The sequence below is a fragment of the Kitasatospora sp. NBC_00240 genome, assembly GCF_026342405.1.
In the GTDB taxonomy this organism is placed as follows: Bacteria; Actinomycetota; Actinomycetes; order Streptomycetales; family Streptomycetaceae; genus Kitasatospora.
The window spans coordinates 2730676-2745352 of sequence record NZ_JAPEMU010000001.1 but is presented as its reverse complement, the minus strand read 5'-3'; the positions used below and the strand labels follow the sequence as shown (position 1 = coordinate 2745352).

Below are 14677 nucleotides of genomic sequence, written 5' to 3'. Positions count from 1 at the left end.
GTCTCGGGGTGTGAGGTGGCGCCGTTCGCGGCGGGCGGTCAGCCGACGATGTTGCCGACGTCCGCGAGGGCCTTCTTCCAGGCCCCGTCGGCGTCGGTCTTGCCCTGCTCGATCGAGGTGAGGGCGTTGCCGAGGGCGGTGCCGATCTCGGCGCCGTGCGCGCCGAGCGGCTGCGGCTTCAGGTCCTTGGCGGACTGGGAGAAGATCTTGCCGGTGGGCGCGTTGTTGAACAGCGGGTCGGTGTGGTCGGCGATGTCGGGCCGGCTCCACAGGGCCTGGTCGGAGGGGAAGTAGCCCTTCTCGGTGAAGAGCTTGCCCTCCTGCTCGGGCGCGGTGAGCCACTTGGCCAGCTCGGTGGCGGCCTTGGTGTGCTTGCCGGACCTGGGCACCGAGAGGTACGAGCCGCCCCAGTTGCCGCCGCCGCCGGGGATCCGGGCCATGTCCCAGGTGCCGCCGTCGGTGGGCGGGTTGGCCTTGAACTGGTAGCTCATCCAGGCCGGGCAGGCGACGGTGGCGAACTGGCTCTTCTGGAACCCGGTGTCCCAGGCGGGGGTGAAGGCCTGGATGCCGGCCGACTCGCCGTCCTTGATCGCGCCGGCCACCAGGTCGAAGGCCTGCCGGACGGCCGGGTTGTCGTTCACCACGGGCTTGCCGGCGGCGTCGTAGAAGCCGGTCGGGGCCTGGGCGATGACGGCGCTGAACAGGTTGCCGCCGCTGTCGAACCAGCGGACGTCCTTGTTGGGGCTGTCGGCCAGGAACTTCTTCCCGGTGGCGGCGTAGGCCTTCCAGTCGGTGAGCAGCGCCGAGACCTGGTCCCGGTCGGTGGGCAGGCCGGCGGCCTTGAACAGGTCGCTGCGGTAGCAGAGCGCCATGCCGCCCATGTCGGTGCCGAGGCCGAAGAGCACCTTGCCGTCGGCGCTGGAGGCGGGCGCGGTCTTGGAGGGCACCCACTGGGCGGCGTCGACGCCGTTCTCCAGGAAGTTGACGAACTTGGACGCCTGCGCCTGGAACCCGGCGACCTGGCCGATCTCGATCGCCTCGACGTCGGCGGTGCCGGAGCCGGCGAGCAGGTGGGCCTGCAGGTTCTGGTGGTGCGCGCCCATGTCGGCGCGGTTCTCCTTGATGGTGATGTTGGGGTGCTGCTGCTCGTACTGCTTGTAGAGGTCCGCGTACCCGAAGTCGGAGAAGAGGTTGACCGTCAGGGTGATCTTCTCGTTCGGGTCGTCCTGCGCCTGGCTCCCGCCGCCGCTGGAACAGCCGGTCACGGCCAGCAGGGCGGTGAGCGCGGCTGCCGCGCCGAGGAGCCGGGTTCTCGGACCGGTACGGAAGGTGGGCATGGTGACTCCTTGCGAGGACGGCGCTGGGCCTGACGGGTGAGGGGGAGGGGCTGAGCGGCGGGCAGGGAGAGCGCGCCGCTCCGGGAGCGGTGCCGGTCGGAGCACCTGTGGAGCGGAGCGGAGAGCGCTCTCCCACGGCCTGGAGCCTGGCCCCTGGAACAGGCAAAGTCAAGAGGTGGCGCTCAACACCACACCAGTACTGCGCCTTTGTCCGGGCGGCAGGGTCCGGCGGCGATGTATGCAGAGGGCTTGACACGACGGAAACGTGGGCGCAACTATCTCAACCACTGCGAGAGCGCTCTCCCAGCGATGGGAGCCCGACCCGACCCAGCCGTCCGACCACCCCTCCCGGACCGGCTGCGGCCGAAGGCCGGTGTTTCCGGTCCTCCCCCCCACCGTCTCGTCAGGAGAGTCCCCCATGCTCGCACCACCCGTCCGGACAGCCGCCGGCCCCGAACGCTCGTCACCCGGGTGGCGAGCGGTGGCCGCGACCGTCGCGGCAGCCCTGGTCGCGGCCCTGATGCTGTTCGTTCCCACGAGCCGCGCCCAGGCCGCGCCCGTTCTGCTGTCCCAGGGCAAGCCGGTGACCGCCTCCTCGGAGGAGAACTACGGCACCACGGCCGCCAACGCCGTCGACGGCAACACCGGCACCCGCTGGTCGAGCGCCAACACCGACCCGCAGTGGATCCAGGTCGACCTCGGCAGCCCGGCCGCGATCGGCCAGGTCGTGCTGAACTGGGAGTCCGCGTACGGCAAGGCGTACCAGATCCAGCTCTCCACCGACGGGACGAACTGGACCACCGCGTACTCCACCACCACCGGCGCCGGCGGCACCGAGACGCTCGCCGTCTCCGGCACCGCCCGCTACGTGCGGATGAACGGCACCGCCCGGGCCACCGGCTACGGCTACTCGCTCTGGGAGTTCCAGGTCTTCGGCAGCGCGGCCACCGCCGGCTGCGGCACGACCAACGCCGCCCAGGGTCGCCCGGCCACCGCGTCGAGCGAGGAGAACTACGGCACCACGGCCGCCAACGCCGTCGACGGCAACACCGGCACCCGCTGGTCGAGCGCCAACACCGACCCGCAGTGGATCCAGGTCGACCTCGGCTCGGCCCAGCCGGTCTGCCAGGTCGTGCTGAACTGGGAGTCCGCGTACGGCAAGGCGTACCAGATCCAGCTCTCCACCGACGGGACGAACTGGACCACCGCGTACTCCACCACCACCGGCGCCGGCGGCACCGAGACGCTCGCCGTCTCCGGCACCGCCCGCTACGTGCGGATGAACGGCACCGCCCGCGCCACCGGCTACGGCTACTCGCTCTGGGAGCTGCAGGTCCGCACCGGCGGTGACCCGACCACGCCGCCCACCACCCCGCCGACCACGCCGACCACGCCGCCCACCACCCCGCCGGTGACCCCGCCGCCGGGCAACTGGACCACGGTGTTCAACGAGGACTTCACGGGCAACGCCGGCACCGCGCCGTCCGCCGCGAACTGGATCACCCAGACCGGCACCTCCTACCCGGGCGGTCCGGCCAACTGGGGCACCAGCGAGGTGCAGACGAACACCAACGCGCCCGCCAACGTCTCGCTCAACGGCAACGGCGCGCTCAACCTCACCGCGCTGAAGAACGGCGACGCCTGGACGTCGGGCCGGGTCGAGAGCCAGCGCTCCGACTTCGCCGCCCCGGCCGGTGGCCAGCTCCAGATCTCCGCGACGGTCAAGCAGCCGAACGTCGCCGACGGCACCGGCTACTGGCCGTCGTTCCGCGCGATGGGCGCCGGCAACCGCGGCAACTTCACCGTCTGGCCGGGCGCCGGCGAGTCGGACATCCTGGAGAACGTCAACGGCCGCAGCCAGCTCTCCACCACCCTGCACTGCGGTACCGCCCCCGGCGGCAACTGCAACGAGTACAACGGCATGACCAGCGGGCTGGCCAGCTGCACCGGCTGCCAGAGCGACTACCACACGTACTCGCAGATCCTGGACCGCACCACCTCGGACGAGCAGATCCGCTGGTACCTCGACGGCCGTCAGGTCTGGCAGGTCAGCGAGTCCCAGGTCGGCGTCTCCACCTGGGACGCGGCCGTGCACCACGGCTTCTACCTGGTGTTCAACCTCGGCATCGGCGGCGGGTTCCCGAACGGGAACTGCAACTGCACCTCGCCGACCGCGAGCACCACGTCCGGCGGCGCGCTGAGCATCGACAAGGTGACGGTCTCCACCACCACCGGCAACGCCCCGGCGCCGCTGACCGACCCGGCCGTCCCGACCGGCGGCTCCACCGTCAAGGTGACCGGGGGCCAGGGCAACTGGGCGCTGACCGTGAACGGCGCGCCGTACCAGGTCAAGGGCATCACCTGGGGCCCGGCGAACACCACCGTCGACGCGCACGTCCGTGAGCTCAAGGCGATGGGCGTCAACACCCTGCGCACCTGGGGCACCGACGCCGGCAGCAAGCCGCTGCTGGACACCGCCGCCGCGCACGGGATCAAGGTCGTCAACGGGTTCTGGCTGAACCAGGGCGCGGACTACGTCAACGACACCGCGTACATGGACAGCACGATCGAGCAGATCAAGCAGTGGGTGACCACCTACAGGAACCACCCCGGTGTGCTGATGTGGGACGTGGGCAACGAGGTCATCCTCACCACCCAGGACCACACCTACAACGGCACCACGGTCGAGCAGCAGCGGGTCGCGTACGCCAAGTACGTCGAGCGGGTCACCCAGGCGATCCACGCCATCGACACCAACCACCCGGTGACCTCCACCGACGCCTACACCGCGGCGTGGAAGTACTACAAGGACTACACCCCGAGCCTGGACCTGCTGGCCGTCAACTCCTACGGCTCGGTCTGCAACGTCAAGGCCGACTGGATCGCCGGCGGCTACACCAAGCCGTACATCATCACCGAGTCCGGCGAGGACGGTGAGTGGGAGGTCCCGAACGACGCCAACGGCGTGCCCACCGAGCCCTCGGACATCAAGAAGCGTGACGCCTACCTGTCCAACTGGGGCTGCATCACCGGCCACCAGGGCGTCGCGCTCGGCGCCACGGTCTTCCACTACGGCACCGAGAACGACTTCGGCGGCGTCTGGTACAACACCGTGCCGGCCGGCTGGAAGCGCCTCAGCTTCTACTCGGTGGCCAAGGACTACAACGGCGACGTGGGCACCAACACGCCTCCGGTGATCTCCGACATGACGCTGAGCAACACCGCGAGCGTCCCGGCCGGCGGCACGTTCACCATCAGCACCACCACGACCGACCCGAACGGCGACCTGATCCGCTACCAGCTGCTCTACTGCGCCAAGTACGCGGGCGGCGGCACCGGGTTCGACCAGGTCAAGTTCGTCCAGACCGCCGACGGCCGGTTCACCGCGACCGCCCCGAAGAACCTGGGCGTGTACAAGGTCTACGTCTACGCCTACGACGGCCACGGCAACGTGGGCATCGAGACCAAGTCCTTCCGCGTGGTGGCCCCGGTGGTCAACGGGACGAACGTGGCGCTGAACAAGCCGACCACCGCCTCGACCTTCCAGGCGGTCGGCAACGGCGCGCCGTACCCGGCGAACAACGCCACCGACGGCAACTGGGGCACCCGTTGGGCCAGCGAGTGGGCCGACCCGCAGTGGATCCGGGTCGACCTCGGCGCCGTCACCACCTTCAAGCACATCCAGCTGGGCTGGGAGGGCGCCTACGGCAAGGCGTACCAGATCCAGACCTCCAACGACGGCACCAACTGGACGACCGTCTGGTCCACCACCACCGGGACCGGCGGCATCGACGACTTCGACGTCGCCGGCAGCGGCCGCTACGTCCGGGTGAACATCACCCAGCGGGGGACCGCCTACGGCGACTCGCTCTACGAGTTCGGCGTCTACGCCTAGGCCCTGACGGCCCGGTGCGGCGCCTGGTCCAGACTCCCTCGGGGCCGGGGCGAACCCCACTCCTCCCGGCCCCGAGGGCCCCCACCCATCCGTTCGACCTGGAGGTCCGATGCGACCCCGCTTCCTGTCCCGCGGCCGACCGCGCCGCACGTCCCTCGCGGTGGCCTTCGCCGCCGTCCTCGCCCTCACCGGCCTCTCCGGCACGGCCCAGCAGGCCGCCGCGGCCGGCGACCCGCTGATCTCGGCGTCCCGCCCGGTGACGGCCTCGTCCATCGAGAGCCTGAACTTCCCCGCCGGGGCGGTCGTCGACAACGACCTCAACACCCGCTGGGCGAGCACCTGGACCGACCCGTCCTGGATCCAGATCGACCTCGGCGGCACCGCCGCCGTCAGCAAGGTCGAGCTGGACTGGGAGGCGGCCTACGCCAAGGCCTTCCAGCTCCAGGTGTCCCCGGACGCCAGCAACTGGACGACGGTCTACTCCACCGCCAACGCCACCGGCGGCGTGCAGAACCTCAACGTCACCGGCAGCGGCCGCTACATCCGGATGTACGCCACCGCCCGCGGCACCCAGTACGGGTACTCGCTGCTGGAGTTCAAGGTGTTCGGCCAGGTGAGCACCCCGACCGGCGGCTACGTGCCCGCCAACCCGCAGGTCACCGGGGTCACCCCGTCGACCGCTAACCCGCCGCACGCGTACTTCCACGAGTTCCAGGCGAACTGCACGGCGTCCCACAACCTGCCGGACGACCCGATCGTGTTCCCCGGCCAGGCCGGTGCCTCCCACATGCACACGTTCATGGGAGCCACCAACACCAACGCCGCCTCGTCGCTGGCCTCGCTCAACACCAGCGCCAGCAGCTGCCTGGCCCCCGCCGACCGCTCCGGGTACTGGATGCCCTCCATGTACGACGGGTCGACCCTGGTCAACCCGGTCGGCCTGCAGACCATCTACTACAAGAGCTCGGTGAACGACTACACCAGCGTGCGGCCGTTCCCGCCGGGCCTGCGCTTCGTGGTCGGCAGCCCGTCGGCCACCGCCACCCAGTTCGCCACCGACCCCGGCTACGTCGCCGGCTGGGAGTGCGGCACCAGCTACCACAGCAGCGACCTGCCGGTCGACTGCCCCGGCGGCGGCCAGGTCGGCGTCCGCTACCAGGCGCCCAGCTGCTGGAACGGGCTCTACCTGGACACCCCCGACCACAAGAGCCACATGGCCTACCCGGTCGGCGGGGTCTGCCCGGCCACCCACCCGGTGGCGCTGCCGATGATCGAGTTCAAGGTGGCCTTCCCGGTCAACACCGCGAACATGTCGCAGCTCCACCTGTCCAGTGGACGGGGATTCTCCTTCCACTACGACTTCTTCAACGCCTGGGAGGCGCCCACGCTCGCCGCGATGGTGAACCACTGCATCGTCGGTGGTCTCCAGTGCGACCCGCGCGGCTACGACGAGAACCAGCCCGCCAAGGGCGCCGTGCTCAACGCGCAGTACCTGCTGCCCTGACGGTCCGGATCTCGTGATCCCGTGCCCGTGGCCGTCCCCGCTCCGGCGGGGCCGGTCACGGGCACGGCCGTACCCGGCCGTCGCCCTGCATTCCCCTCGTTCTCCCGGGCCCGCCCGCCCCTGGCCCGTCGTTCCCCGCCGCGGAGGACCGTATGCCCACCCGCCCGAGCCGCCCGCTGCCGCGGTCCGCCGCCGCTCTCCTGCTGACCCTGGCCGCCGCGGCCTGCGCCGCGCCGCCCGCGCCGGGCCCGGCCGCCGCCCCACCGGGGCCGCGGACCTCCGCCGCGGTCGATCTCGGTCCCTCGCCGGCCTCCCTGATGGTCTGCGCCGGCAGCGTGCCGACGCAGCTGGCCGGGGCCTTCGGCACCGAGCCGGCCACCCCGCCCGCCGGCACCTGGGCCCAGCACCTGTACACCTGCACCTACCCGTACGCCGAGGGCCCGCTGCTGATCACGGTGAAGGAGCTGGCCGACCGGGCCACCGCCGGCGCGCACTTCGAGGGCCTGCGCGGCAGCGCCGGCCCGGTGACGCCCGTGACGGGTCTCGGCGACGCGGCCTACACCCAGGCGGACGGCTCGACGGTGGTCCTCCGGGACGGCTCGGTGCTGACGGTCGACGTGCACCGGCTGCCGGAGCGTTTCGGCAGGCCGCCGCGGTCGCGGGCGAACGTCTCGGTGACGGTCGCGACCACGGTGATGATCTGCTGGAAGGAGCACGCGCCGTGACGGGAAACGTTTCCCGGAAGGGCCGGCGGTGCTCCGGCGGCGTTCCGAGTCCGTTCCGATGGTGTGTTCCGGGGCCCGAACGGGCCCCGGCGGCCTCAGGGCCGGGCCGGGAAAGGCCGGTGGGGCGGCTCCGAGCTGTGGGTTTGATGGATAGAGCGCTCTCCCAGGTGCTATAAAGACACCATGAGCGAAGTCCTCCGGTCCGCCGTCAACCGCTCCACCACTCTGGAGGACGTGGCCCGGGTCGCGGGCGTCTCCCGGGCCACCGTCTCCCGGGTCATCAACGGCATCCGCAACGTCGATCCCGCCATCCAGGAGAGCGTCCGGCTGGCCATCGCCAGCACCGGCTACGTCCCCAACGGGGCCGCCCGTTCCCTGGTCACCCGGCGGGCCGGGTCCCTCGCGCTGGTCGTCTCCGGTTCGGGCGCCGAGGCGGACGGGCCGGCCGGCGGCGAGGTCTTCACCGACCCCTTCTTCGGCCGGGTGGTCAGCGGGGTCTTCACCGCCCTGCGGCCGCAGGGGCTGCACCCCGTGCTGATGCTCGCCGACGCCCCCGAGGCCCGCGAGCAGGCCCTCGCCTACCTGCGGCAGGGCAACGCGGACGGCGCGATGGTGGTCTCCACCCACGCCGACGACCCGATGCCCGCCCTGCTGCTGGAGGCCGGCGTCCCCGCGGTGCTGTTCGGCCGCCCCGACCGCCCGCTGCCGATCAGCTGCGTCGACCTCGCCAACCGCGACGGCGGCCGGCTGGCCGCCGACCACCTGCACGCCCGGGGCTGCCGCCGGGTGGTGACCATCGCCGGCCCCTCCGGCGTCCGGGCCGCCCGGGACCGGCTGGCCGGCTTCCACGACGCGATGGCCCGCCACGGCCTGCCCTACCTGCCGCACGCCGAGGCGGACTTCACCCAGGCCGGCGGCGAGCGCGCGATCACCCGGCTGCTGATCGAGCACCCGGACACGGACGGCGTCTTCGCCGCCAACGACCTGATGGCCCAGGGCGCGCTGGCGGTGCTGCGCGACCACGGGCGGCGGGTCCCGGAGGACGTCGCGGTGGTGGGCTTCGACGACAGCAGCGCGGCCACCGCCGGCCGGCCGCTGCTGACCACCGTGCGCCAGCCGGTGGAGGAGATGGCCGCCGAGATGACCCGCATCCTGCTCGACCACATCGCGCGTCCCGAGCGCGGCGCCACCTCGGTGATCTTCGAGCCCTCGCTGGTGGTCCGGCAGTCCGCCTGAGCCCGGTGGCGGCCGAAGCCCGGCAGCCCGGGCCGGCGGGGCCGTGATCCTGGGGAAAGTACAGGTCAGCGAGGTGATCGTGGCCGCCGGGGGCGGACCGGCGGCGGGTGCGCGTGGGCTGCCGGGATGCCGTTTCCGGGCGGGGTGCCGACCATGGACGTAGTTGGTCACCGAACACGGAGGTCACACCATGTCCATGCTCGACAAGCTCAAAAGCATGATGAAGGGGCACGAGGACACCGTGCAGAAGGGGGTGGACAAGGGCGGCGACATGATCGACGAGAAGACCGGCGGCAAGTACAGCGGCCATGTCGACACCGCCCAGCAGAAGATCAACGACCAGCTCGGCAACCAGTCGATGCCCGGCGAGGACCAGCCGCCGCAGCCCTGACGGCCGGGTCACCGGTGCCCCGAGGCACCGCACCCACCCGTTCCCCCCGCCGGCCCGGCCGGCGGGGGCCGAGTGGCGCCCGGACCGGTCCCACCGGCCCCCGCACTCACCCGCCCCCCGAACGCGCCGTCCCGCCCCCCGGGAGCAAGGAAGCGTCCGGGGGAGCGGGTCAGGAGCGCCCGGTCAGGAGCGCCTCGTCACGGCCGGGCGCCGCCCCGCGCCGAGACGGCGACGTAACCCACCCGCATCGGGTGCCCCGGCTCGGTGGCCGCCCCCGGCACACCGCCGAACGCGGCGGGCAGGTTGCCGCCGACCGCCACGTTCAGGATCAGGAACTGCCCCTGGTTCACCGCGCGGTCCCAGGTCGCGGCGTCCATCCGGTCGGCCCGCACCCGGTGGAACTCCCGGCCGTCCAGGTACCAGCGCACCTGCTCGGCGCCGGCCGTCCGGTCCACCTCCACCGCGTAGGTGTGGAAGCCCGTCCGGCAGTCCGGGCAGGCGGACTCGCCCGAGCCGAGCCCCTTCGGCTCCTGGCAGGGGCCGCCGTCCAGGGTGCCGCAGTGCATCGTCCCGAACACGGAGTCCCGGCCGTTCACCGACTCCATCACGTCCAGCTCACCCGTCGCCGGCCAGCCGGTGAAGCCGTCCCGCAGCCCGGCCCCGAGGGTCCAGAAGGCCGGCCAGTAGCCCGCCGCGGCCGGCCCGGTCACGTCGGGCAGGGCGATCGAGGCCTCGATCCGCAGCACCCCGCCGGGCGGGGCGGCGAAGTCGGCGCGCCGGGACTCGATCCGCCCCGAGCTCCACCGGCCGCCCTCCAGGGTGGGCACGATCTCCAGGGCGCCCTTGCCGTCCAGCCGGACGTTGGCGGTGGAGTCGGTCATCGTCTCCACCTCGCCGGTGCCCCATCGGGCGGCCGGGCAGCCCGGGTAGCAGGTGCCCAGGTCGTACTGCCAGTTCGCGGCCGAGGGGCGGCTGCCCGCCGGGCCGTCGAAGTCGTCCCGCAGCAGCTGCGTCCAGCCGTCGCCGCCCGGCTCGCTCCGCGCGGGCACCAGGCCGGCCTCGACCAGCAGCCGCTCCAGCCGGGGAGTGAGGACGACGGCGGCGACGTTCGTCAGGTGCGCGTCGTCGCGGTAGAGCAGGATCCGCTCCAGCACCGCCGGGCAGCTGCGCCCCGCCCCGGGGCAGAGCACCGAGTTCACCTCCACGGACCGCACACCGGGCATCCGGCCGGCCGCGATCGCCTCCGCGAGCGGGTCCGGCCAGTGCGCGCGGCCGCGGTCGAACTCGCAGGCGGCCGGGTCGGCGATGTGCCCGGAGACGCAGGCCGGGACGTCCCGGCCGGGTATCGGGGTGTCCTCGACGTAGACGATCGGCACGCCGAGGGCGCGCAGCGGTGTCAGCGTCTTCTCCCAGCCCTGGGCGAGGAGTTGCCGGTCGTCGGTGTAGCGGTTGAGCGAGGCGATCACGATCAGCCTGGGCTTCGGCCCGCTCTGCAGCCTGGCCAGGCTGTTCGCCCGCCAGGTGTCGCACTCCCGGTACTCGCGTCCCAACTGCGGGTTGACCACCGGTATCTCCGCCAGCGGGCAGCCCTGCTTGACCAACTCCTCCAGGCCCCAGTGACGTTCGGCCGCGACGGCCAGCATCGGGGAGAACCACTGGCCGGCGTGCGAGTCGCCGAGCAGGACGATCCGGTCCGCTGCGCCGGCCGGGCCGAACAGGCAGGCCGGGCCGGCCGTCACGGCCGGGGCCACCTCGCACTCGCCGTCCGGCGGGAAGTCCTTGCGGGCCTGCGCCGGGTCGGGGACGGCCGGGCCGGCCTTGAGCGGGACGGCGGTGCGGGCCAGCAGCGAGGTGCCGTCCGGCGAGCCGGGCGGCAGGCCGAGCATGTCGACCGGGGCGGCCGGGCCGAGCAGCCGGAGCGTCCCGGTGCCGACGACCAGCGCCAGCACCACCGGGACGACCACCGCTGCCACCCCCAACGACAGGCCTCGCCGAGGCAGTTCGGCGATGGTCCGGTTGCGCCGCAGCGGCTGCTCGATCCAGCGCAGCGCGGCCGCGGCCGGCAGGGCGGCCGCCAGCGTCAGCCCCGCCTTGGCCGGCCAGCCGAGGGCGCCGAGCCGGGCCTCGGCGAGCACCAGCACCGGCCAGTGCCACAGGTACAGGTTGTAGGAGAGCCGGCCGACGGCGCGCGGCGCCCGGCCGGACAGCAGCCGCCCGACCCCGAGGCCGCCGCGCACCGGGTCGGCGGCCCCGGCGTCCGGGGTGCCCGCCAGGACGACCGCGGCCGCCCCGAGGGTCGGCACCAGCGCCGCGTACCCCGGGTAGGGAGTGCCGGCGTCGTACTCCAGCACGCACCAGACGATCGCCGCCGCCCCGGCCCACCCGGACAGCAGCCGGAGCGGGCGCGGCCCGCGCATCCGGTGCCAGGGCAGCAGCGCCAGCAGCGCGCCCACCCCGAACTGCCAGCCCCGGGAGGGCGTGCCGAGGTACGCCAGCGAGACCGAGCCGTGCGTCCAGTGCAGGGACAGGGCGAAGGAGCCGAGGGTGAGCAGGCCGGCGACGACCGTCACCGCCGAGCGGACCGCCCGGCCCCGCCGGACCGCCCGGGCCACCAGGAGGACGGTCACGGCGAGCAGCGGGGCCCAGAGCAGGTAGAACTGCTCCTCCACCGCCAGCGACCAGAAGTGCAGCAGCGGGCTCTGCTCCCGGCCCGCCGCCAGGTAGTCGGTCTGCTGCGCGACGAAGCGCCAGTTGGCCGCCGACAGCGCCGCGGCGAGGACGTCGTACTCGAGGTCGGTGCGCCGCAGCGGGACGGTCAGCCAGGCGCCGGCCAGCGCGACCGCGGCGAGCACCACGGCGGCGGAGGGCAGCAGCCGGCGGGCCCGGCGGGAGAAGAACTCGCCGAGCCGGATCCGGCCGGTGGTGACCGCCTCGCGTACCAGCAGGCCGGTGATCAGGTAGCCGGAGATGACGAAGAACACGTCGACGCCGACGAAGCCGCCGGCCAGGCCGGGGACGGAGGCGTGGAAGGCCAGCACGGCGAGGACGGCCACCGCGCGCAGGCCCTCGACGTCGGGGCGGAAGCCGGTGCGGCGGGAGGAGGGGGCGGCGGCGCCGGCGCCCGGGGAGCCGGCGCCGCCGGGTGGTGGGCCGGGGGGCGTGAGGGTCTGCGGAGCGAGTTCCGGAACCACGGTCGAGGACATCGGTGTGACCATCTTTCAACCCAGCCAGGGCAGCATCGGGCTGACCCAGCCGGAGGCGAGCAGGGCGGTGAGGACGAGGGTGGCGGTGGCGGCCGAGGCCTCCGGCCAGCGCCTGGGCAGCATGCCGCGGCCGGCCCGGCGCCCGGCTCGGGCGGCCTTCCGGGCGGAGCTGCGGGCCGGGGCGGCTGGCCGCAGTTCGGCGGCCAGGTCGCGGATCAGCGGGACGCCGATCTGGCACTGGACCACCAGGTACAGCCCGAGGCCCCAGTTGGGCTCCCAGCCGTTGCGGGCGACGGCCAGCGCGAGCCCGACCGTGGCCGCGCCGACCGAGGCGCAGAGCCAGGCGAGCGAGACCAGGACGACCTGGCGGGCCAACCCGCCGGGCCTCGCGCGGCCCGCACCGGTGGGCACCCAGGCCGCGCTGCGGCCGCGCAAGGTGTGCCAGAAAGCGGCGCCGGCTGCCACGCTCATCAGGACGTTGGAGCGGATCACCTCGACCCGCCAGCGGGTCCGGCTGATCCGGGGCAGCAGGACGTGCCAGAGCCAGAGCGGGGCCAGCAGCGGCAGGACGTGCCAGGGCCGGATCTCGTCCGGGTACCAGAACATCATCACCAGCGGCGGCAGCGGGGCCGCGAAGATGTTGACCGCCGTGGTCAGGTAGCCGACGACGCCCTCGTAGAAGCAGAGTCGCATCCGCCAGGGCGCCCGGATCCGCTTGAGCTCGGGGGTGCCGAGCAGGTGCAGGTTGCCCATCGCCCAGCGGTACTGCTGGTTGACGAAGGAGGCGAGGTTGTCCGGCGAGGTGCCCTTGGCGACCAGCACCGGGACGTACAGGGTGCGGAACCCCTGCTCGTACAGGGCGAGTCCGGTGAACAGGTCCTCGCTGTGGTCGAGCCTGGCGAAGCCGCCGGCGGCGTCGATCGCGGCGCGCCGGTAGACGGCGTTGCTGCCGCAGCAGATGGCGGCGTCGCTGGCGTCGCGGGAGGGCTGGATCCAGCGGAAGAACCACTCCTGGGCCGCGCCGGCGGCGCGCTGGATCCAGCTCATGGCCTCGTCGGTGTCGAAGCACTGCGGGCTCTGCACGATGCCGGTGCCGGGGTCGGCGAAGTAGGGCACCAGGTGCCGCAGGAAGTCCGGCCGGGGCGCGAAGTCGGCGTCCAGGATGGCGATGAACTCCGCCGAGCTCAGGGTGAGCGCGTGGTTGAGGTTGCCGGCCTTCTTGAGGTGCCCGCGGTCGGGCCGTACGACGTACGCGTAGCCGTACCGGGCGGCCAGGTCGGCCACCTCGGCGCGGTCGCCGTCGTCCAGCACCCAGACGGTCAGCGCGTCCGGCCAGTCGACGGCCGAGACGGCGCGGTAGGCGTTCTCCAGGACGTCGAGCGGTTCGCCGCAGGTCGGCAGGTAGAGGTCGACGCCTGGCAGTTCGGCCGGCTGCCAGGCGTGCACCAGCACCTCGTGCGACTGCCGGGTGAGCCGGCGCTGGCGCAGGCTGTTGACGGAGGACAGGGCGAGCGCGGCGAGGTTGAGCACGAGGACCGCGAGGAAGGCCCAGAGGGCCGGGGTCCGCAGCGAGAAGGTGAGCATGGTCGCCGCGGTGAAGACGAAGGCCAGCGAGGTGCAGATCAGCACCCAGCGGCGCTGCGGTCCGAAATACCAGTAGAGCTCCTGATCGGAGGGAGGTTGAGGAAGGTGATGGACAGTCATAGGGCCCCCACAGCCGCTGGTCCGACAGCATCCTGGGGGAACCGTACCGCAATTGGTATAGACCATTGGACCACCGGTCGCGGGGCGGACGGCATTCGGCCACGGCCGTGCGCCGGCGGTGATCATTTCAGCGCCCGGCCGGTGCGCGGGGGATCGGCAGGCCTCACCGGGGTGAACAGTCGTCCAACTTCCTCGCGCCGGCCCCGCCGGCCCCTCGGTGGACGGCGCGACCGCCTCGGCGTACGGTCGGGTGGCCCGGTCTCCGGTTCGCTGCCCGGTTCGCCCGGGATGTCGCGGTAGGGGTGTTTCCGCCAGGTCAAACCCCCGTTGCGTGGCGGAGTGTGACCGAACGTCGATTGACGGGGCCGATTCGGCATTCGTACACTCGGACCGGCGAAGAATGTCAGCTTTGGGCCCCGGCCGGCTGACTGGCAACCCTCCACTGTGGCGGGGTGCCGCCGGGGATAAGCCGGGCGACATGGGTGTCATGTCGCAAGCACAGTGACCCCGGGTACACAGGGGGATGGAGACGGTCATGCAGCGCGTGCACGGCAGCCGTGCCGTTCGGCCCAGACTGGTGGCCAGGTTGGCTGTCGACCTCGTCCGCAGTGCCAGCTCGCTCTGTCGTTGAGGCCGTGCGACCGGACCCCCACCGGGGGTCGCGGTTCGGTTCGCGTGTCAT

The 14677-nt window shown here is 72.7% G+C and carries 8 protein-coding genes, 2 pseudogenes and 1 riboswitch; of the genes and pseudogenes, 7 read left to right on the top strand and 3 right to left on the bottom strand.

What is annotated here, in order from left to right:
• Positions 1–38 precede the first annotated feature (38 nt).
• Entirely contained in the window at positions 39–1337 is a 1299-nt protein-coding gene (locus OG689_RS11720; protein WP_266319968.1) for an extracellular solute-binding protein, read from the bottom strand.
• 418 nt (positions 1338–1755) lie between these two features.
• On the opposite strand from OG689_RS11720, the gene OG689_RS44790 reads away from it, so the two are divergent.
• The 6 genes and pseudogenes from OG689_RS44790 (at position 1756) to OG689_RS11685 (ending at position 9088) form a co-directional block, all read left to right on the top strand.
• Complete coding sequence (locus tag OG689_RS44790) at positions 1756–5232, top strand: discoidin domain-containing protein (RefSeq protein ID WP_323189276.1); 3477 nt, start codon at positions 1756–1758, stop codon at positions 5230–5232.
• Between the two features lie 109 nt (positions 5233–5341).
• Positions 5342–5764, top strand: a pseudogene (locus OG689_RS44785) (discoidin domain-containing protein); the annotation flags it as partial.
• A 90-nt stretch (positions 5765–5854) separates the two neighbouring features.
• Positions 5855–6736, top strand: a pseudogene (locus tag OG689_RS44780) (DUF1996 domain-containing protein); the annotation flags it as partial.
• Positions 6737–6888: 152 nt separating this feature from the next.
• Positions 6889–7461, top strand: coding sequence for a hypothetical protein (locus OG689_RS11695; RefSeq protein ID WP_266319965.1), 573 nt, complete (start codon positions 6889–6891; stop codon positions 7459–7461).
• A gap of 183 nt (positions 7462–7644) precedes the next feature.
• Complete coding sequence (locus OG689_RS11690; RefSeq protein WP_073922823.1) at positions 7645–8697, top strand: LacI family DNA-binding transcriptional regulator; 1053 nt, start codon at positions 7645–7647, stop codon at positions 8695–8697.
• A 190-nt stretch (positions 8698–8887) separates the two neighbouring features.
• Entirely contained in the window at positions 8888–9088 is a 201-nt protein-coding gene (locus OG689_RS11685) for an antitoxin (protein WP_266319962.1), read from the top strand.
• A 197-nt stretch (positions 9089–9285) separates the two neighbouring features.
• Here OG689_RS11685 and OG689_RS11680 read toward each other — a convergent pair whose 3' ends face one another.
• Together OG689_RS11680 and OG689_RS11675 are read right to left on the bottom strand one after the other, a co-directional pair.
• Positions 9286–12291, bottom strand: coding sequence for an acyltransferase family protein (locus tag OG689_RS11680; RefSeq protein ID WP_266319942.1), 3006 nt, complete (start codon positions 12289–12291; stop codon positions 9286–9288).
• A 15-nt stretch (positions 12292–12306) separates the two neighbouring features.
• Positions 12307–13995 (bottom strand): cellulose synthase catalytic subunit, encoded by a 1689-nt coding sequence (locus tag OG689_RS11675; RefSeq protein WP_266319940.1) that lies wholly within the window; start codon positions 13993–13995, stop codon positions 12307–12309.
• A gap of 392 nt (positions 13996–14387) precedes the next feature.
• A riboswitch (SAM riboswitch) is annotated at positions 14388–14500 on the top strand.
• Positions 14501–14518: 18 nt separating this feature from the next.
• Between OG689_RS11675 and OG689_RS45025 the strand changes: the two genes are divergently transcribed.
• Positions 14519–14626 (top strand): putative leader peptide, encoded by a 108-nt coding sequence (locus tag OG689_RS45025; protein ID WP_354536917.1) that lies wholly within the window; start codon positions 14519–14521, stop codon positions 14624–14626.
• Positions 14627–14677 lie beyond the last annotated feature (51 nt).